At 44.6% G+C, this 19,075-nt stretch carries 21 protein-coding genes; 4 read left to right on the forward strand and 17 right to left on the reverse strand.

The genetic code is table 11. The features are described from left to right. Positions 1–64: 64 nt before the first annotated feature. Both RS891_RS19835 and RS891_RS19840 read right to left on the reverse strand, forming a co-directional pair. Complete coding sequence (locus tag RS891_RS19835) at positions 65–787, reverse strand: DUF1361 domain-containing protein (RefSeq protein WP_113052038.1); 723 nt, start codon at positions 785–787, stop codon at positions 65–67. Between the two features lie 34 nt (positions 788–821). Next, the gene (locus RS891_RS19840; RefSeq protein ID WP_315792979.1) at positions 822–1,355 is read right to left on the reverse strand and encodes a hypothetical protein; all 534 of its coding nucleotides are present in this window, start codon (positions 1,353–1,355) and stop codon (positions 822–824) included. Positions 1,356–1,505: 150 nt separating this feature from the next. Here RS891_RS19840 and RS891_RS19845 point away from each other — a divergent pair, with 150 nt between their 5' ends. Together RS891_RS19845 and RS891_RS19850 are read left to right on the forward strand one after the other, a co-directional pair. Next, complete coding sequence (locus RS891_RS19845; RefSeq protein WP_315796376.1) at positions 1,506–2,132, forward strand: spore coat protein; 627 nt, start codon at positions 1,506–1,508, stop codon at positions 2,130–2,132. Positions 2,133–2,348: 216 nt separating this feature from the next. After that, entirely contained in the window at positions 2,349–3,305 is a 957-nt protein-coding gene (locus tag RS891_RS19850) for a hypothetical protein (RefSeq protein ID WP_315792980.1), read from the forward strand. 147 nt (positions 3,306–3,452) lie between these two features. Here RS891_RS19850 and RS891_RS19855 read toward each other — a convergent pair whose 3' ends face one another. Both RS891_RS19855 and RS891_RS19860 read right to left on the reverse strand, forming a co-directional pair. Next, positions 3,453–4,379: a sigma-70 family RNA polymerase sigma factor gene (locus tag RS891_RS19855; protein WP_113052034.1), complete on the reverse strand. Its 927-nt coding sequence runs from the start codon at positions 4,377–4,379 to the stop codon at positions 3,453–3,455. 33 nt (positions 4,380–4,412) lie between these two features. Next, complete coding sequence (locus tag RS891_RS19860; protein ID WP_315792981.1) at positions 4,413–4,862, reverse strand: carboxymuconolactone decarboxylase family protein; 450 nt, start codon at positions 4,860–4,862, stop codon at positions 4,413–4,415. Between the two features lie 361 nt (positions 4,863–5,223). Between RS891_RS19860 and RS891_RS19865 the strand changes: the two genes are divergently transcribed. After that, positions 5,224–6,270, forward strand: coding sequence for an aromatic ring-hydroxylating oxygenase subunit alpha (locus RS891_RS19865; protein WP_113052032.1), 1,047 nt, complete (start codon positions 5,224–5,226; stop codon positions 6,268–6,270). 109 nt (positions 6,271–6,379) lie between these two features. On the opposite strand, the gene RS891_RS19870 is transcribed toward RS891_RS19865, so the two are convergent. Together RS891_RS19870 and RS891_RS19875 are read right to left on the reverse strand one after the other, a co-directional pair. After that, positions 6,380–7,084: a cupin domain-containing protein gene (locus RS891_RS19870; protein ID WP_113052031.1), complete on the reverse strand. Its 705-nt coding sequence runs from the start codon at positions 7,082–7,084 to the stop codon at positions 6,380–6,382. Between the two features lie 201 nt (positions 7,085–7,285). Next, entirely contained in the window at positions 7,286–8,290 is a 1,005-nt protein-coding gene (locus tag RS891_RS19875) for a leucine-rich repeat domain-containing protein (protein WP_315792982.1), read from the reverse strand. 104 nt (positions 8,291–8,394) lie between these two features. Between RS891_RS19875 and RS891_RS19880 the strand changes: the two genes are divergently transcribed. Continuing rightward, a complete protein-coding gene (locus RS891_RS19880) occupies positions 8,395–8,697 on the forward strand; it encodes a hypothetical protein (RefSeq protein WP_146752104.1) in 303 nt (100 codons plus the stop codon). Between the two features lie 97 nt (positions 8,698–8,794). On the opposite strand, the gene RS891_RS19885 is transcribed toward RS891_RS19880, so the two are convergent. The 11 genes from RS891_RS19885 to RS891_RS19935 form a co-directional block, all read right to left on the reverse strand. Next, positions 8,795–9,406, reverse strand: coding sequence for an SMI1/KNR4 family protein (locus RS891_RS19885; protein WP_315792983.1), 612 nt, complete (start codon positions 9,404–9,406; stop codon positions 8,795–8,797). A gap of 131 nt (positions 9,407–9,537) precedes the next feature. After that, positions 9,538–10,839 (reverse strand): hypothetical protein, encoded by a 1,302-nt coding sequence (locus RS891_RS19890; RefSeq protein ID WP_315792984.1) that lies wholly within the window; start codon positions 10,837–10,839, stop codon positions 9,538–9,540. Positions 10,840–10,842: 3 nt separating this feature from the next. Then, positions 10,843–11,520: a hypothetical protein gene (locus RS891_RS19895; protein WP_315792985.1), complete on the reverse strand. Its 678-nt coding sequence runs from the start codon at positions 11,518–11,520 to the stop codon at positions 10,843–10,845. 78 nt (positions 11,521–11,598) lie between these two features. Further along, the gene (locus RS891_RS19900; protein WP_113052026.1) at positions 11,599–12,156 is read right to left on the reverse strand and encodes a hypothetical protein; all 558 of its coding nucleotides are present in this window, start codon (positions 12,154–12,156) and stop codon (positions 11,599–11,601) included. Further along, complete coding sequence (locus RS891_RS19905) at positions 12,153–12,806, reverse strand: hypothetical protein (RefSeq protein ID WP_113052025.1); 654 nt, start codon at positions 12,804–12,806, stop codon at positions 12,153–12,155. Before RS891_RS19905 ends, RS891_RS19900 begins: the two co-directional genes overlap by 4 nt. Positions 12,807–12,840: 34 nt before the next feature. Continuing rightward, complete coding sequence (locus RS891_RS19910) at positions 12,841–13,449, reverse strand: hypothetical protein (protein ID WP_315792986.1); 609 nt, start codon at positions 13,447–13,449, stop codon at positions 12,841–12,843. Positions 13,450–13,636: 187 nt separating this feature from the next. Continuing rightward, positions 13,637–14,368: a ZIP family metal transporter gene (locus tag RS891_RS19915; RefSeq protein WP_113052023.1), complete on the reverse strand. Its 732-nt coding sequence runs from the start codon at positions 14,366–14,368 to the stop codon at positions 13,637–13,639. Between the two features lie 105 nt (positions 14,369–14,473). Then, entirely contained in the window at positions 14,474–16,423 is a 1,950-nt protein-coding gene (locus RS891_RS19920) for an FtsX-like permease family protein (protein ID WP_315792987.1), read from the reverse strand. After that, a complete protein-coding gene (locus RS891_RS19925; protein ID WP_113052021.1) occupies positions 16,398–17,168 on the reverse strand; it encodes an ABC transporter ATP-binding protein in 771 nt (256 codons plus the stop codon). The genes RS891_RS19920 and RS891_RS19925 overlap by 26 nt, the downstream gene beginning before the upstream one ends. A gap of 173 nt (positions 17,169–17,341) precedes the next feature. Continuing rightward, positions 17,342–18,334, reverse strand: a complete 993-nt coding sequence (locus tag RS891_RS19930) for a sensor histidine kinase (protein ID WP_315792988.1) — start codon at positions 18,332–18,334, stop codon at positions 17,342–17,344. Then, a complete protein-coding gene (locus RS891_RS19935) occupies positions 18,331–19,044 on the reverse strand; it encodes a response regulator transcription factor (RefSeq protein WP_315792989.1) in 714 nt (237 codons plus the stop codon). The genes RS891_RS19930 and RS891_RS19935 overlap by 4 nt, the downstream gene beginning before the upstream one ends. Positions 19,045–19,075: the final 31 nt, after the last annotated feature.

Below are 19,075 nucleotides of genomic sequence, written 5' to 3' on the forward strand. Positions count from 1 at the left end.
TCTTCTAATAATTTCCATGCTCAGATGCTATTCAATCACGTTATTATCCAATTTAAACGTCCCATTACCGCAAGCCTTGCAGATCCGCCTCGGAACTTCCCAGCTCCGCCTTCCTACGATGTGTATTTATTAAATAATAAAGCGTTGCGTAGATCGTAAGTATAAACGTGCCAAAGAACATACAGAAAGCCAGCGATGGACGACTTACACTCTCATGCATAAGTTCAACCAGCGTCTCGCGATTGGTTAAGGCATCCCAGCTGTTCAAACGATATACACGTCCTAGCAGAACACCGTAACTCCCCAGTGCACAACCCCCTAGCACAAAGATCCATGAAAACCATCGTCCCAGTTTGTGATGGATCACTTCCTGAAGCTGATACATCGAAAGGAAACCTAGCAATAATCCCGTCCAAACGAACATCAAGACCACAATTAAGTCATACCAGTACTTGTAATCCAATCCATTGGCTCCACCATAATAGCGGGAACTGCGTGCAGTCAGATGAACAAGATCCGTTACAATGTAGGAAGAGTTTGGGAAGAACAACAACCAGAGCAGTCCGCTTGCAACGGCAAACCATGATGCCCCTTTCCATTTAACATGGCTAAAACCATAGGCCACATATGAGAATACAAAAGGAATCCAGCCCAAAAACAGATTCCAGATAAGGAAGCGAAAATAGCGCTGATCCAGCCAATCCGCAGCCGCGTAATACAAACCTAGGGTCACCACTGTGACCACACTAAGGAAAATAAATATTTTGATATAATTCAGTTTTCTCAATGATATTTACCTCACTTGATCCAATGAAATACATTCAGTTCCGAAAATAACGGATAATCTCTTCCTTGTTCTTTTCCACACGCAGATTCAGTCCACGTTTATCCTTCAACCCATATTGCTGTAGTTCATGTCCTGGATCAAGCACCAACGGTTTCGTTACTACATCTTCCAACAAGTTCATTGTCAGTTGATAGGTTTCACGCAACTTATCCACCCGAATAATCGATTCATATCGCTTGATCAACTCAATAAGATGTTCCGCATACACTAGACGCACCATACTGTCCGCACTCGTCAGTTGTCTTGATGCGAATGCTGTGACTGCAGCAATAATTAGCGGATTTGCATGATATCTGGAAATCGACGTAAGCTCATCAACCGCGTCCCAGTTCATGATGGATAATTCAGAGGTTAACTGACCTATTCTTTCTTCCATCCATGTCTGCTCCAGCTCTTGCGGCACATCCCATTGCTTATATTCTGTATAAACACCACCACGATGCATCTGAACAGCGCTCCCATAATGTTTAACGAATAACGCTTTGGGAACACTCCAGTCGGTTTCCATCCAACCACCACCATACCTGTCTCTATTTTTCGCTTATAACCATCACACATTACATAAATTTACTGTTGAAGATCATAATAGGATCATACCATTTCCCAAAGGAGAATCAAATTCACAATGAATCCAAATTCAATGCAGCCTCCAAACCGAATGCAACCTGCTAACAAACCAAATTCAGACTTCACACTCCACTTGAACCATGGGGGGCATGAAATGTTTGATATGCATGAAATTTTGTCAGGAGCCATCAATGTATTGGATCAATACATGATCTTCAGAACGTTTGTACAAGATACCGAACTTCTTAATATTCTTGATCGTCAGTACAACTTCATGTTATCTCAATACAATCTGACTGCAGAATGTTTTTCAACTGGACATAAGCCTCATCAGGAGACAGCAACTTACATGATCCCAAATATCGTTCCGCCTGTATATGGCCTCAAACCGTCCGCACCAAAAAAGCCAAATCAATCCCTCACCGATGTCAAAGATGCTGGAATCAGCGGTCATATGCTGGGGTTAATTAAGTCTCACGCCTCTTTGCTGGCTATGTCTGCACCTGAAATTACGAATGGAGCCGTACGCCGGGTCATCGCTTCGCAGGTTCAACAGTTTATCGAGATGGCTTACGAAATTTTTATGTATCAAAATCACCACGCCTATTATCAAGTGCCTCAGCTAAATGCAAATGATACTACACAGATGCTTCAGGCATACGTTCCAGCAAATGGGGCCCCTCAGATGCCACAGAACAATAAACCACCTCTGCATTAATCTAATATAAGCCTGATCAACAAAGAACAGTATCTTCAACCCACTCAAGGTTGAAAGATGCTGTTCTTTGTTATTTCCATAATCATCTCATGTATGCAACATATCTTGAATAACACATTCTATTTTTAAGTAATTCAATCTTGATTCGATTACCAGAAACTGGTTTAATCAGAATGTGGTCACAACTACTCATTATGTAACATGGGAGGTTTTTGAATGCGGTTGAATCCATCGATTAAACTTGGTTTTCTAGCCATTACATTAAGCTTTACCGCCATCTGTGCAACTCTGATAACATCCCAAACTACACTGGCTGCACCTGTCCCAGCTTCCAAAGCCGTATATCATCAATTTCAAATGTATTCAAAAAACGCAGTGAAATCCACGTCCAGCCTGGTTCATGCACGTAAATATCTATTGAATCATATCGATGAAGTCGGGCCTTGGCAGGCCACCTTGATGACCCTTCAACTGGAGAATTTGCAAAAGATCAGACTGGCTGACTTGGATCAAAAAATGTATACGGAACTGTTTCAAAACGTTCTCTATGAAGCCCATACCAACATAGGTTATGAACAAAAGCTTACATATAGCAGTCTGCTCAAAGTGATTAAAGATCCGACGGTTCGCAAGCTCTTGCAGGAAGCTTCCGATCTGGGATTCAAACTGGAAACCAGTGAAGGTCTATACTATCCCATCATCAATTATGAGGTGTACAAAAAGTTTCAGCCCTACGTGAAACCTGACATTATTGCTTATATTGATATTATGGCAGCGGAATCCAACCAGGCCACGACTTCCGATGCGGCCTTTATCATAACCTGGGATGAACTCATCCGGCGTACTCTAGAGAAGGAAGCTTTCCTGAATAACTTTCCAAGCTCAAATCGTGCGTCAGCAGTCAAGAATTCACTGTTCGTTGGATACCTGTTTTATGGAAGCGATAACTCTCCCGCCTATGACTGGTACACGGAAGAAGAAATTCGTACTATCGATCCAGAAGTGAAAAAAGCATATGAAAAGGCGGTGGCAAATAGGAAGCCTAACACGAAGAGTGTACTTCTGGATACAGTGGATAAGATTTTGCATCTTCTCGATAAGAGTAACGACGAACTTACCCCAGAAATCAAAGAAATCACTGACCATGTTGAGAGCCTGTTTGCCAATGATTAATAAATAATAACCGGTCCAAAATGGATGTTGTTAGTTCACAATAAAATTAACTACAGTTTCGAACCTAAAAAAAGAAGCGGTACTCCTCTTTACAGGATGTGCCGCTTTAGCATGCCTTGAGCGCTTCTTATTCCATTCAGAAAAGTATTATCTCGATACCGATGTAAGTTTGTCTGGATTCACAACGAGATAGACCCCCTCAATTCGCTCTCCAAGAGTGTCCAGTTCCAAACACAGAACTTCAGACAACTGTCCGTTTTCCAGTAACGCAAAGTGCTGCTCTCCGTTGATCAATGTGGGCACCCACTCTCGTTCTCGCAATCGGGTAAGCACTCGGCGAGAGGTCAACAAAGCGAGCACACCTTTACGAACTCTCATCGTTCTCATGACCGTATGCACACGTCCACCACCATCTGCCGTAAAAACGGGTTGTTCGGCAAGCAGCTCAAGCATCTCGGAGACATCATAATTTAGAAAAGCGGTTGTAAAACGAGCCAGCAATTGCTCTTTTGCAGCAAAATCCGCAGAACTTTGTTCCACCAGCGGAAGTCTATCGGGAAGCTTGCGTCTGGCCCGACTAAAGATCTGACGACAGTTGCTCTCCGATTTGCCCAGCCAATCCGCTATTTCCGTATATTCATACCGGAAAGCCTCACGAAGTACAAAAACGGCACGCTCTATCGGGGAAAGCTGTTCCAGCATAACCAGATAAGCATAGGAGATCATCTCCTTCTGCTGCACGGTTTCTTCCGGAATATTTCCCATTTCGCCATAACTCATCGGCTCCGGAAGCCATTCTCCAACATAACTTTCCCTTTGATTGCGGGCAGAGTTTAGCAGATTCAGACTTCGGTTTACGATTAGTTTAGCAATATAGGACTTGGCATTACGGATATCATCAAGAGACTTGCTCTGAAGCTCTGCAAAACAATCCTGCACAATATCTTCAGCTTCCACAACACTGCCAAGCATGCGGTAAGCAATGGAAAAGGCATAGGCTTTGTAACGAATATACAATTCACCAACTTCCAGAGAAGACACTTCCGGCTCATTGGTGAGGGGATTGAATTTCATGAGAATGGCCTCCTCTGGCAGATGGTCGAATGTTTACTTATTAAAGCAGCCTGGATACATCCCTGTTGTAATGGCAATCCGGTTCCAGCTATTAATCGTGTTGATCGCCATAATCAGATCCACCACTTCGGCCTCACTGAAATGTTCTCTAACTTTTTCATACAATTCAAGTGGTACCCCTTGTTTCGAGATAAGTGTTACGGCCTCAGCCAGCTCCAGCATAACACGTTCCTTTTCCGTAAACAAAGGCACCTCGCGCCACACGCTCAGCAGCAAAATGTGATCGGCATAATCTCCAAGCTTCAAGAGATCCTTGGCATGCATATCAAGACAGAACGCACAACCATTGATTTGGGATACTCGGATTTTCAGCAGCTCATATAACGGTTTGTCTTCAAACTGACCTGAAATGTGCTGCTCCAATGCCATCATTGCTTTGAAAGCACCCTGGTTAGCCACTCTATAATTCACTCTTAAACTCATTGCATTCGCCTCCGTATTTTGGTCTACAACCTTAAGACAAACCAAGGCTCACATTTGTGACATTTATCTATAAAAAAATTTCTAACGCATATTCAGACACAGATTTAGCTTGAAAACGTTATAAGTTTATTAATCTGCGTGGAGCTTGCCCGACATGAATATAGTTCACCTAAGGCGTTATGTATAAACAGGGTTTTCAGTATTTATGTTAGCTGTTTGATGTGTTGTTTGTAATTTTGAACAAATAATTCTTATACATATTGATACGCAAAATAAAAAAGTAGTAACATACGGCTACTAAGTAAACTTTCCTGACACGAAAAAAATGAACGAATCATTATCCTAGCAAGGAGTGACTTCCATGATAACTTCTAATTCTAATTCTCAACTTACTTCCGAACTGCCTCGCGGCTGCACGTTCTCCGCTGAAGACTGGCATGTATTATCTCAATATTGGTATCCGATTGCCCAGGTAAGTGAAGTGACAGATAAACCACTGGCCGCCCAATTGCTTGATGTCCGCTTGGTCCTGTATCGCAGCAATGACAAAGTAGTAGTTGCCAAGGATCTTTGTTTTCACCGTGGCGCTCCGCTCAGTAAAGGTTGGGTAGAAGATGGGGAAATTGTGTGCCCGTATCATGGTTTCCGTTACAACTGTGAGGGTAAATGTACCGCCGTACCTGCACACCCCGCCTCCAAAATCTCTCCCAAACTGAAACTTATCGTATATCCTGCGGTTGAACGTTATGGCCTGATCTGGACTTCACTTGCGGGTACCGACGAGCAGATTCCTGCATTCCCGGGATGGGATGATCCAGATTATATTAATATCCTCCCCCCAAACTTTGATATCGCAGGTTCTGCTGGACGTCAAATGGAAGGATTTCTCGATGTTTCCCATTTTGCCTACGTACACACCGAGACGTTCGGGGACCGAAACAACACGGAAGTTCCACAGTACAAAGTAAAACGCGAAGGCAATGAACTGCTCGCTGAATACTGGAGTTCTGTTAGCAACTATGGTAAAGGACAGGATAATGTAGCACCCGAGGGTTTTCAGTGGCTGCGTGAATTCCGCGTATTTCCTCCCTTCGCCGCATCACTTACGGTTCACTTCCCAGAGAACGACAAGCTGAATATTCTGAACTGCGCCTCTCCCATCTCAGCACGTTTTACAAGGTTATTCTGTCCGATTACCCGTAACTTTGACAAGGATGCTCCGATTGAAGATACAATTAAGTTTAATTTGCAAGTATTTGAAGAAGATCGGGAAATGGTGGAATCACAAAAGCCAGAGGATTTGCCACTGGATCTACATGCAGAAGCGCACATTCCCGCAGACCGTACCTCTATCGCTTATCGTCAGTTATTGACAGAACTCGGTTTGGGACGAAATTACACATCATAAATTGAAAACAAATGAACAAAAAAGAAGCGTTCCTATGAACGCTTCTTTTTCTATAATTGCTACATGTATTGGGATTACCCCCGCTTATAATAAGCCTTACATCTATGACTTACCCTTGATTATTCGTGTTCACAGGAGGTTCTGTATAATACGGACAGCCAGGTTCATGAATAATACGGGGATCAACCCATGTTCCCCAATATGGAAGGCGATTTACATACGGTTGCGCGTTAGGCTGGCTATTTGGGTGCGGCATATTAGAAGCCGGGGAAACTTGAGTAACACAGTCCACAGGCGGACCAACGATTACCGTTTTTTGAATTGGAGCAAGCGTTTCCTTCACCTTGTTCTCATCTAAACAATACGTATGGGCCAGAACACTCGCAGGCGTCAGTCGTAAAATATCCGAACCAAATATAGCTTCAGGAACAGGGGCATCGAAAATAGCCAGCAGATGGGTCTGATCTACTGTTGCAATTTCATAGTGCCACCAGCCTTGCGGAACATTCGCTACTTGCCCCGGGGTAATCGTAAAGTTTAACAACTCATTAGTAAACGGATTGATGAGGGAAACGACGGCGGAACCACTGATGCAATACACCAGCTCGGATGCATTCTGATGAATATGAGGTTCAACCACATTACCTGTGCTAAGAAAAATGTCCAACAAGGATACGTTTCCCAATGTGTTTAATTGATGAATGGAGAGAAAGTTAATATAGTTGTTTCCGTCTTTTTTGAAGAAAGGATTCTGGTTCACATCAAATGTAAATTGAGTGGTTGGTAAGGTATAGTCCATATAGGAAGTTGCCAAAATAAAACGCCTGCCCTTCGCTCTCGGTTTAGGTGATAACCTATACGCCAGCATATGCTCTGGGCTTCTACGCGTGAGCCCATTTCTGAGGAAGATACATTTACAGAACAAACCAATCCTGACACAGGAAGCCTGGTCAGGATTGGTTTGTTGTTATTCATCATCTTTTTTTGGCAAAATCTCTTCCGAACTGATGCCTATTCATGTACTGGACAAGTCCACATGCTGCAACCAAGTCATCCGTGACACAAATTCAGGAGTCTCTTCAATTAAGCTATTCGTCACACCCAGATAACGCAGCTTCTCCAGCCTCTCCAGCTCAGGAGGAAGCTCGCGTATGCCAGAATAACTAATGTTTAAACTCACTAATTCAGTCAGTTCTCCGATTTCCTCAGGAAGGGAATCAAAACAGAGCTCTGACTTGGGCTTCGGTCTCCACCCCGGCACCACATGATGCGAACTTCCACAACAAACTGTGAGCCTTTGTAACTGCTTTAGTTGGCTGATCCCCTTCGGAATGCCTTCCAGATCCGCCGTCATAATCTCCAGTTCTTCCAGCGTTTTCAGTTCAAACAAAGCCGGAGGAAGCCTAAATATATCCTGCTCAAAAATCTCAAGTTTCTTCACATGTGTCAATTCACGAAATCGTTCAGGAATCTCGGTCAGATGATAGGAGCTGATCTGGAGAACATCCGTCTGATGTCTGATTGCATCGTCCAGATAACGTTCAAATTCACGATGCCTGTCCAGCCTAAAAAACAAGCCAGGTATCCGCTCCATCAGCTCAATTGCTTCTGCTTGCGTAATCTTCATTCCGTAAATCTCCTCATGTACCACGGAGAAGAAATAATCACTTCCATCCTCTTTCAAAAAACAAAGATCATCCGGCAATAATGGATACAACCAGTCTTGAAAACGATTTGCTACTTCCTTAAGGATCTGCCCTGATTCCGGTGTGCAGCGATATATGTAATAAACTCCCTTTGAATACATGGCACCACTTTGCATCATCATTTCTTCCATCGTGCAGCTTTCAATAAGGTAAGGCTTCAGTTTCCGTAATACTTTTGAAACCCCTGGTACTTCGTCGTCATTGTACCTTCGTCTGTCCACCAGCAAAAAAAGATTTGTTTTCACAATCAACTCATCAATTAACTGTTCATAGGCAGAGCCTCTTGGATCAGTATGAAACGATACAGCTACCAAATCATATCCCCTTTCACCCTTACCACGTTCTAATCCATCTTGTATCACTCCATTGCATCGCAGCATAGGCTAATATCATCAATTAAACACTGGAGGCATGCATCATGGCATACGGACCTGGTCCAGTTTCTATCCCCCCAACAGCGGGTTATCCTTACCCTTATTATCCACCCCCACCCTATCCATACCCCTACCCTTATCCATATCCCTATCCACCCATCGTACCGTTTCCGCTGCCCTTCCCCATCGGACATATCGGAGGCCCAGGATGGCATGGCGGTTACCCGGGAGGTCCACACGGTCCATTCCCTGGAGGCGGTTATCCGGGCGGACCGCATGGAGGACCCGGGGGTCCTGGTGGACCGCATGGAGGAGGTTTCCACGGCCATCGTTTCTTCGAATGGTAAAATAGCAATGCAGGAGCTGCACGGGCAGCTCCTGTCTTTGTTTAACTTTCTTTTAATACATCCAATAATGTGCTTCTGTTGAACAGATTCAACCTGCTCAATACTCAATCTCATCCATAATCTTCAGATTACGGTTGGACACTTCCAGCAAATCAGTGAACGTCTCAGACACATAATAGACAAAGTCCGGATCATGCACATACATAATCACTTGCCCGTAGGTTCCTTTCTCTGTCGGATCAAAATCAAGCATTAAATACAGGGAGCCTCCTGCCATCGTTGCAAAAGGAATCCACGCTTTATGGAATAAATAGGGTTTAATCTCCGGGTCCAGTTTGCTAATCTCTTCCGCAGAATAATACTCGTCCAACTTCTCATCCACTTCACAGAAGTATTGTTTGGTTTCCTGAATTTCCTTCAATGACATTAGATAAAAGGGATTACATTCCTCTGCTTCCGCATCACCCGGATACAAGATATGAAATGCATAACCACTGCCATCCTTAAGCTTATAGAAGGTACGAAAATCCTCCGGCAACCGGACGCCATACTCCGTTTCTAATGCGGTTAGGCTGTGCTCGGAGACACCCTCCCGATGCAGATATCCCTCGTATAACTGCCGAATTTCATCATCTTGGATTTTTTCGTTCAGGAGCTCATTCAACGCATTAAACAAATCATTCCATTTCGCGTTCATCTCAGATGTCATACACATGCCTCCCTTTTCAACTCGGTTCTACCCGTTCCCGCACATATTCCTGATATCCCCAGAACGCCTCTTCTTCCCCTCCGCCTTCGATCAGGACCTTAGTACCTTACCCAATCTTCAATCATTGGTGTTCACCAACGTAAAGGTTCTTCTCCACGCCATAACACGAAGCGCTCAATTTCACGGAGGGTGCCTGTGCCTATGGCATACTCATCCATCTGATCAGAGTGCAGATCGAGAATATGCAGCATGCCACCGAACGTACCCACTGCAAGTTTGGACTGGTCAGGAGAGCTCGCCAAGGAATAGATGGTGCTGCCTACAAAATGTCTCCACACTTCCTGCCCATCACCATTCACACAATATAAATAGCCGTACGCGTCACCAAGCACTATACCTGCATCCAATTCTACTGCAGCGTAAACACGGGCACTCTCATCCATTACTGGCCAATCTTCCTTACTCTCATTACCATCGATCATTTCCAGCTGAACTTGTATTGTAGCGCCATTATAAAAATGACAGGCATTAAACCATACCTTCAAGCTGTCTGCGGTGAATACCGCATAATGAGGATAGCTGGATTCAGGATAAAGCGAATACGTCTTATTCTGTTCTCGATCCAGAACCATATGGTTGCTCACCTGGCTGCCGTAGGCAATCCAGCGGCCGTCACGTGAGACTGCTGCATGACCCATATCAATCTGTGTATCTTCCAACTCGTATTCTTCGATCTCTGCAAGATCCGGGTGCAGCAGGGATACCTGATCTTGCTCCACCAGGTAGATTCCATAATTGGAGAAGATAAGAACCGATCTCCCATCATTGAATGGAATAAGTCCTTCAAGTGTACGTTCCGGATGCTCACAGTCAGCAAGGGATTCAATGCGTGGCAAAGCCTTCTGAATACTGGATTGAATATCTTCCCAGCGATACACCGCAAGCTCTTTTCCTTCCAGTTGACGATCTGGTTGTCTGATGATGCGAATACCTTCCGATCCGGCCAGCGCATAATCTACACCGTCTGACGAACAACCTGCGAAGGAATAATGAGAGAATGGCAAACATCCGTTTGGATCAGCCGTATATACACAGCCATTCTCCGTGAAGGTGCCAGTTGTGAATACTATTGTTTCTGTGTTCAGATAACCTACTACCCGAACGGCCTGCATGGCAGATTGAAAATGTTCGTTCATTGGCCATGTTGCAGCAGGCAGTTCAAGCCGGAGCCGTTCCAAATCCCCTTGAAGATTGGCTTGCTCCACCATCTCCCACACTTCAGTGCTGATCTGCGTTCTGGCATCCTCCGCAAGCTCCGATTCATCCTGTTGCTCTCCTGCCATGCCTCTGCGTACAAATGCATTGACATCTTTTGCGTATCGTTTGCCTTCACTTCGCCACGTTTCTGCAATATTTTCTTTCAACCAATTCAATTGTTATTCCTCCACTCCGCCTCTATTGATGACTGTACAGTGATGTTCCCGCAAAAATTGATCCAGTTCGTGATCCCTCGCACCTTCTGTCCCATGCATCTCTTCGTAGAAAAGGGCAATTTCTCTGCCATTCGCATAATTAAAACGTAAATATCCGCCCATGGAGAGCATAAAAAGCTTACATGTGTACTCATTTTCCATCACTGCATCCCACTTGAATTTACTCTTACACAAATCGGCCAGTGCTTTCATGGAGCCTTCCCGCTCAACGTTAACCAAGTGATAGAACGTGTGGTTTCGCACTTCGTTCCAGGGTTCAAAATACGCCGGAGTCAGCGGTTTATCCTGATGGTAATATCCGCAATAGATCCGGTCCAAAGTCTCTCCAAAGTCTGCTTCAGAGCACGTCCACAGGACAATATGCTCATCATGACGAGGGAGCCATAACAACCCCTTCACATCTGGATGAATGGCCAGGAAATCACCATCCACCGAACTGCCGATACTGATACACTCCTGTAGCTGAACCTGAGTAACCGGTGTATCCTCCGTGTGCATCCAAAAATCATATTCAGCAAAAGGTTTCAATACCTCATAATCCGGCCGCTGTACATTCATCCAGCCCGTGTATGTTCCTTCGCCGGTACGGGCTTCAACGCACGAGTTACTATATACATTCACGACATCTCCCTACGATCGTCTCGTTCAATCACGACATTTCATTTCATTCAGTCAGTCCGTAATTCAAACAGGTTAAAGCTAAGCCAGTTCTTCCTGCACAATCTCGGTTAGTACACCCTTGCGGTTTACAATGCTAATGGCAAATGCATCATAGCCATCACGTTTCACCAGCTCAAAATCCATGCGCTCTCCCGTAATTAATTCGTAGGTTCCGTCTTCATCCACATCTTCTCCGAACTCTTCATCCCACGGCACGTTGTAAAAGGCAGATAACTGTACTTCAAATATGTCTTCTCCTTCGACGTCCAGGTATGGGCGTAGCGACCTGTTATTCAATTCTTCCTCCGGATATGTCTCACACAACATGGCATCATAACCGTGCTTGGCTGAATCTATGAGTAAGTAACGCTCTCCTGTTAAGGTATGCTCCGCATATACGATGAGTGGTGTCGAATCATGCCAGGTTATCAGATCATCTTCGGTTAAGTCACCATAATAAAAGATATGGAACTTGTCATGACCATCGCTCGTTTGCAACTTGCATTTCCATTCAATTTCATGAGTCTGAGCATCTGAAATCTCCCGAACCAAACCTTCCAAATATGTAGGTCCTTTATGTACACCAAATAAATTCATGATCTCGCCTCCGCTTTATTCATTCGAATGGTTACAACTTTATGTTCTTCATCCACTTCCAGCTTCACATCGATGTCTAACTTATCATGGAACAAAGCCGTAATGTTGATATAAGGATCACGAGCAGCTTCGCTGCCTCCATTGCTAGAACGACTCATCCCCTGATGAATGATGGATTGGACCAGCTGTCCATCGCCTTTTCCAGTATTTTGATAAGTATAAATCACCTCTTTGTCCTTATTATAAAAATTCAACACCGTTGTAAAATCTTTGGCATTGGTATATTGCTTTTCGGATTTTACATATTCATTTTGTGTGGAATGATAGCTTACTGTACCCGCCAGATAGGGATTATCTTCATTCGGTCGAACATCAAACTCCTGATAAGCGATGTGAAAAAGATATTGAATATGATTCATATCTACCCGATAATATAACTGCCTGTTGTCCTCCTCTTTATCCATGGCAGCGAAACTGTTGATGAGTGGCCAAGCTTCATAGGATTTGCCATTCACGTCGACAGCAAGAGCATAATCAGAGAGTACCTTCTCTTTTTGAAACACACCATACGTCTGTAAAATGAAATAGGTTGGAATGAGTAATACGCCTATTATCACAGCAAATATCGTAATCTTTAAACGGAATTTCATGATCATCCTCCTTTACGACTCGCGTTCTGCTGGTTTATTCAGTTTTATGCTGAAGTTTGGTCAATGTGCGGACAACCAGCTCCCTGTTCTTGGCGTTCTTAATATAAGCGGGGATGGAATGTGAAGCCGTCTTCAAAGGTGCATTTCCAGGTTTCACGCGCAAATCAGCCGAAATATATGAAATCAGATAGTTTAAATGCTCCCGATTAACAGCCCATACCACCTTACCTCTGACATCGTCCAGAAAATACAATTCCATATCAAAAACAGGGTCGCGCCCATCCCGTATATCGGGATAATACCCTCGGTATGCTGGCTTTTTATGTAATTCGACCTCATTAATTGTCCCGCAGTGCGGGCATTCGATATGTGACGATTTGTGATTTATCTTTTTCTCATCCGTCACTTCAACATTGAACCAGCGCTCACACCGGATGCAATTGCTCTTGGCATTGTACTGATACTCTGTCTCTTGAATTCCATGAGCGTAACATTGCGAACATTTCCATGCTAGATGATCTTCTTCAGTGACAATAAAGGCGTGCCCGCCGCATGGTTTACATTTCACATCGATCTGCTCTCCCCGGTGAAGAACAGCGTAGAAGCTGTATTTATAAGCCCCTTCATCCTCGAAACGTTTCATTTTCAGTCCCTGCCTTTTCCCTGCATGATGACAATCGCTAAAAGCAATCACTCAACATTTCCCAGTTGTTCTACCTAAAATTATATGTAACTCCAGGGATTAGCACAAGAAAACATAACGTAAAAAAGAGCACCTTACTCCAGATCATCATCTGAAAGGTACTCTTTCCCCTATTAAACTGAATGAATCAAAGGTCAAGCAAAAGGGATACAAGCAATCCCATGGAAGCGATAAAACCCACTACCGGCCCACCTTCTTCGAACGCTTCCGGCATCATGGTGGAGCAGATCATCGCAATAATGCCTCCTCCGGCAAATGCCCCAATAGCCGCGGCCATCTCATCGGGGAGCTGCTCCAGGAACATATATCCTCCCAATGCAGCAAGTGCAGAGATGATCAGTACACCCAGCCACATGAGGATAATCCTGGAGCGGGAGTATTTATTGTGTTGTAATCCAACCGTACTGGACAGGCCTTCAGGAATATTGCTGACAAAGATAGAAACAACCAACACCACACTGACACCGTTCCCGGCGAGCAGACTGGCCCCCAACATGATTGATTCGGGAATGGCATCCATGACCGTCCCTGCAAATATGCCAAGTCCGCTCTGGCTGGAATCTCCGTTCCCGGCCTTTTCCGAACGCTTGCGCCCCGCTCCCCCTTTACTGGAAATGAGCAAATCGAACAGCGTGTACACTACGGCCCCAGAGGTAAATCCAATCGCCGTCGGCACAATCCCCCCATCATTGAGCGCATCCCCAATTAATTCAAATGCGGCTGCACCAATCAGGGTCCCTGTACCAAAAGCCATGATCCAGCCAATAACTCGTTTCGGAATTTTTAGAAACAGCGCAGCAAGTGCTCCTATGACAACAGCCGAGGCGGAGATGCCGCCCCACATGAATGCAGTCCACATCCGGGATGACCCCTCTCATGTTCATATATGATCTATCACTCCATTAACCGGAGCATAGACAACAAAAACAGGGGACATGACCAGGTTAATAAAAAACCGCTAACTCTAAACCATCATTTTGCGTAGTGAAGATATATATCTTGAACGAATGACGAAGAAATAGAAGGTCTGTGCCAGCAGAAATGCACCAAATACGGTTAATACCGGAACAGTATAATTCGTAATACCGAATTCAGTCAGAAACGGCTTAACAACAACGAGCGTTTCAAAAATTGAGATCAGAATCGGGAAGAAAAAAAGAATGGCAATCTGGATCGTCGATGATCGTTTCATCTCTTGAAAGCTAAGCCCCATTTTCGAGAGAGAGTGCACCATTTTCCCATCTGCCTCCAGATCCGTATGCAGTCTGAAATACAGAAAACTGGCTGAAGAGATGGAGAAAATCAGTCCAATGAATATCCCCAAAAAGGTAAAAAGTGCCGTTGTCTGTCTGAATGCTTCGAAATCGGCATATCGCGTCGTGAAAAAGCCGGAAAAGTCTTTATCATTAGAGTTATTTCTAATGATCTCATCCATGCCCTCCAAACGATCGCTCACCATCACTTCCGATGATTGCCGACCAGGCACTGATCCCCCCCATGAAGGGATATGATAAAGATATTTACCGGAAACAGCATCTTTGTCCAATTGTCCGGCAAGAGCCTTAAACTCTTTATCACTTACAATAACTAGGGCTGAGGTATACAGAAGCCCGTAGAATTCCGGTTCAATTTCAGTGTATTTAATATCGAGTGTAACAGGCCCTGAATTCATAGCCAACGTTAACTGATCACCCTTGGCATAAGCACGAAATCTTTCTTCGTGTCGTGGCTTCTCCGCATTGCGTGAATCAATGAATATACTGTCATGATCTGCGAGAGTATATATCGGTTTGTTCTGGATTGTGTTGAACTGGTTGAAATCACTTATAGACATCACACTGATGCCATTGTCATCCGTACTTGTCCAAAAATATTCCAGATAAGCTTCCTGATATTGAAGACCCGCAGCATCAAGAACCTCATTGACGGGTGCCATGTTAGGCTCTTCCGATGCACTGTACACGTTATAACGAATCGGAAACTGGTTATCTCTAAATACTTGTCGATTCTGTTGATCCAGAGACAAAATGACTACTGCACTCATGGAAGCAATCGCAATAACTACCGTCACCATAAACAGCATGCGTGCGTTATCTTTTATTTTATAACTCATCTCGGAAATCCACAGCAAGCGTGTACCATGCCACACCCGTTTGCGATTACGCTTCAACAGACGAATGGCCAGCACGGAAAGCTGCGAATAGAAAAAATACGTACCGGCAATGCCTGTCACAGCAGCGATCAGAATGCTCTCACCCGACAAACTGCCGTAAAGCACAATGAATCCCGTAGCCAGAAGCGCAAGCCCAAGAATAGAGAATACCCAAGATGCTTTAGGTTCCTTTTTGGGTTTGTTCGTACCCGTTAGCAGCTCCAATGTCCGCTTATTTCCGATAAAGACCAGTGTGAATAGAGAAATGCAAAAGAACAGTACTAAAAAAGCAATCACCGTAATCAACATGGCCTTCACAGGGAAATAAAAAGGCAGATCTTCCATACCGATAAATCGGGTGGTTAACATGAGGAACAGCTTGGATAATAACATACCTCCACCTATTCCAGCCACAATGGACAGACATCCGATAAACATATTTTCCAGAATGACCAGTCTTCGAATCTGTCCCGGTTCTGCGCCCAAGATGGTTAGAATACCGAACTCCTTGTTCCGTGATTTCAGAAAAGCACTAATGGAATACATAACGAAGAAGATCGCGAAAACGTATACGATGACGGAGGCAACCTGCATTCCCGCTGCGGTGGTCTTGCCAATTGGCAATTTCTCAACAAACGGATGGTAGATAAACATCGCATACGCGAAGAATATCATGACCATAAATGCACTGCTTAGGAAAAAGGCAATGTACGCTCGCCCGTTCCGGCGAATGTTGTTAAAGGCGAACTGAGGAAAGCTCATGCGAATTCCCTCCCCAGAAGGATAATGTATCAATAATCCGTTGAAAAAACGTCTGGCGGTTATCACCACGATGCACCTCGGCTGCGAGCTTGCCATCCTTGATAAACACAATTCGATGGCAATAACTTGCGGCAAGTGGATCATGTGTGACCAACATAATCGTTGTTTTCTCTTGCTGGTTGATCTGTTCAAGTGATTCCATTACCGCTTGAGATGACGTGGAGTCCAGTGCACCTGTCGGTTCATCGGCAAGTACGATGGATGGCATATTAATCATGGCCCTGGCAATGGCTGTACGCTGCCGCTGTCCGCCCGAGATTTCATAAACGCGTTTATCCAGAATGTGATCAATTCCAAGGTGAGTGGTAATCCGATCGAGTCTGCTCTCCATCTCCTTCAGCTTGACCTTGTCCAGCGTCAACGGGAGTACTATATTTTCAGCAACGGTCAAGGTATCGAGCAGATTAAAATCCTGAAATACAAACCCGAGTTCCCGGCGTCGGAACATGGCGAGTTCTTTCTTTTTCATATCAAACGGATTCATGCCATTAATCATCACCTTGCCTGAACTTGGCTCATCAATGGTCGAGACCATATTGAGCAACGTCGTTTTCCCACTGCCCGATGGTCCCATAATCCCTACAAATTCACCCTGCTTGATGGTCAGATGAATATCACTAAGGGCTTGAGTCTGCACTTTGCCCTGATACACTTTGTTTAGTGCCGAAACTTGCAACATTTCCATAGGTGTTTCCCCTCCAACTAAACTATGCTTTGTTTTCATATCCTTATCCTAAACGACCTCCTACAGCCCTGCTATCGATTAACCTTAAACTTTCCTTACAAAGCGTTTAAGGTTATGTTCCCCCTTCTTCCTATTCCATAAAAAAAAGCACCTCACCCATAGGCAAAGCACCTCTATTTTCGATTGATCCAGCTGAATCGGACCAATGTTCCTTCATCCGGCTTGGAGAACAATTCAATCTGGTTACCCAAACGGCTACTGATCTCACGGACCAGATACAGTCCCATACCCGTAGATTCATGATACTGTCTTCCCCGTTCTCCGGTGAAGTAAGGATTAAACACACGTTGAATATCTTCAGCCGATATGCCGATACCCTGATCCTGAATATCTAATACGATTCGTTCTTCCTCAACATAGCCAGTAATCATGACTTTTTTACCTGCTTTGCTATCTGAGTAATTGACGGCATTGGTCAAAATCTGGGTAAACATGAACCGCAGCCATTTGGAGTCACTATAGACTTGAAGCTCGTTGTCCATTCGGATATCCGGCGTAATTCCTCTGCGAATAAACAAACGTCGATTCTCGGCTACGCTGCTTCGAACCACCTCGGGTAGAGACAGAAGCTCTACGCGAAAATCCCCTTCGAACTGTTCCAGGCGTGAAGAATGAAGTACCATTTCCAACCCTTTGCGCATTTTATCCAGCTCATCCTGTATGCTGCCTGCCGTTTTATCATCATCCACATCTTCCAGGGTCAACTGAATAATGGACAAGGGGGTCTTCATCTGATGGACCCAACGGTTCATAAATACAACCTGCTGCTCACTATGAATACGCAATTGACCCATCTCATTCTGACGGTTACGCTCCAGTTCATGCATCAATTCCTGTAAAGAATTAGCCACAGGGGCATTACCGAGTGATTGGAAAGGCTCCTGTACCAGCCGTTGTGGCTGCTGGAGCACGCGGTAATATGGATGGAGTTGGAAATAACGCACGGTCAGATAAACGAGCAATACCACTGTACTCAAAAACATGCCATAAAAAACAATTCTCATGGGGCGATCCTCACCTGAAAGCCAATATACACATGGGACAAGCAGCATTTGCAGCAAATAAAATCCGATGAGGGGTAGCTGATCTCTTAAGAACAGTTTCATTGACGGTCCTCTTGGACAGGTGACTCCAAATCAAGCAATCGGTAGCCCGCTCCGCGAACGGTTTCCAAAACTTCTTCAGCCCCCAGATCCTTCAGCTTGCGGCGAACACGTGTAATGTACACATTCAACGTATTATCATCAATAAAATGCTGATCTTCCCACATCAGTTCAAGTAAACGTTCCCGGCCTACTACCCGACCTGCCTTGGCCATCAGCGCTTCAACCAATATGGATTCCTTCTGTGTCAGCTCCACGGAACGACCATCGAACTCCAGCACATATCTTTCGGGGTACAGTAGCATAGAGCCATTTTTCACTTTCATTTCTGGTTGAACAGCTGCATACATCCCATATGCTCTACGCAGATGGCTACGAACTTTAGCAAGTACGACCTCATATTGGAAAGGCTTCGTAATATAATCATCCGCACCATGTTCCAGCGCCATAACCTGATCCATGCCACTGTCACGAGCCGAAATAAATAGAAAGGGACATATGGAATGCGAACGGATCTGTCTGCACCAGTAGTAGCCATCAAACTGAGGCAGATTCACATCCATTAATACCAAATCCGGGCCGATCTGCATGAATTCATCCAAAACATGACGGAAATCTGTCACAATCTGCACTTGAAAACCGTTTCGGATCAGATATGCCGCCAGCAGTCCGGCGAGCTTCGCATCATCTTCAACCAATAATATGGATTGCATCGTCAACCTTCTTTCCGTTCCCTGACATATT

This window comes from Paenibacillus sp. BIC5C1 (assembly GCF_032399705.1).
In the GTDB taxonomy this organism is placed as follows: Bacteria; Bacillota; Bacilli; order Paenibacillales; family Paenibacillaceae; genus Paenibacillus; species Paenibacillus taichungensis_A.

What these genes read in the sequence shown, in the direction of transcription:
- RS891_RS19840 (WP_315792979.1), bottom strand. Translation starts at nt 1,355, where the DNA reads ATGGAAACCGACTGGAGTGTTCCCAAAGCGTTATTCGTTAAACATTAT.
- RS891_RS19845 (WP_315796376.1), top strand. Translation starts at nt 1,506, where the DNA reads ATGCAACCTGCTAACAAACCAAATTCAGACTTCACACTCCACTTGAAC.
- RS891_RS19850 (WP_315792980.1), top strand. Translation starts at nt 2,349, where the DNA reads ATGCGGTTGAATCCATCGATTAAACTTGGTTTTCTAGCCATTACATTA.
- RS891_RS19855 (WP_113052034.1), bottom strand. Translation starts at nt 4,379, where the DNA reads ATGAAATTCAATCCCCTCACCAATGAGCCGGAAGTGTCTTCTCTGGAA.
- RS891_RS19860 (WP_315792981.1), bottom strand. Translation starts at nt 4,862, where the DNA reads ATGAGTTTAAGAGTGAATTATAGAGTGGCTAACCAGGGTGCTTTCAAA.
- RS891_RS19865 (WP_113052032.1), top strand. Translation starts at nt 5,224, where the DNA reads ATGATAACTTCTAATTCTAATTCTCAACTTACTTCCGAACTGCCTCGC.
- RS891_RS19880 (WP_146752104.1), top strand. Translation starts at nt 8,395, where the DNA reads ATGGCATACGGACCTGGTCCAGTTTCTATCCCCCCAACAGCGGGTTAT.
- RS891_RS19885 (WP_315792983.1), bottom strand. Translation starts at nt 9,406, where the DNA reads ATGACATCTGAGATGAACGCGAAATGGAATGATTTGTTTAATGCGTTG.
- RS891_RS19900 (WP_113052026.1), bottom strand. Translation starts at nt 12,156, where the DNA reads ATGAATTTATTTGGTGTACATAAAGGACCTACATATTTGGAAGGTTTG.
- RS891_RS19905 (WP_113052025.1), bottom strand. Translation starts at nt 12,806, where the DNA reads ATGAAATTCCGTTTAAAGATTACGATATTTGCTGTGATAATAGGCGTA.
- RS891_RS19910 (WP_315792986.1), bottom strand. Translation starts at nt 13,449, where the DNA reads ATGAAACGTTTCGAGGATGAAGGGGCTTATAAATACAGCTTCTACGCT.
- RS891_RS19915 (WP_113052023.1), bottom strand. Translation starts at nt 14,368, where the DNA reads ATGTGGACTGCATTCATGTGGGGCGGCATCTCCGCCTCGGCTGTTGTC.
- RS891_RS19920 (WP_315792987.1), bottom strand. Translation starts at nt 16,423, where the DNA reads ATGAGCTTTCCTCAGTTCGCCTTTAACAACATTCGCCGGAACGGGCGA.
- RS891_RS19925 (WP_113052021.1), bottom strand. Translation starts at nt 17,168, where the DNA reads ATGGAAATGTTGCAAGTTTCGGCACTAAACAAAGTGTATCAGGGCAAA.
- RS891_RS19930 (WP_315792988.1), bottom strand. Translation starts at nt 18,334, where the DNA reads ATGAAACTGTTCTTAAGAGATCAGCTACCCCTCATCGGATTTTATTTG.
- RS891_RS19935 (WP_315792989.1), bottom strand. Translation starts at nt 19,044, where the DNA reads ATGCAATCCATATTATTGGTTGAAGATGATGCGAAGCTCGCCGGACTG.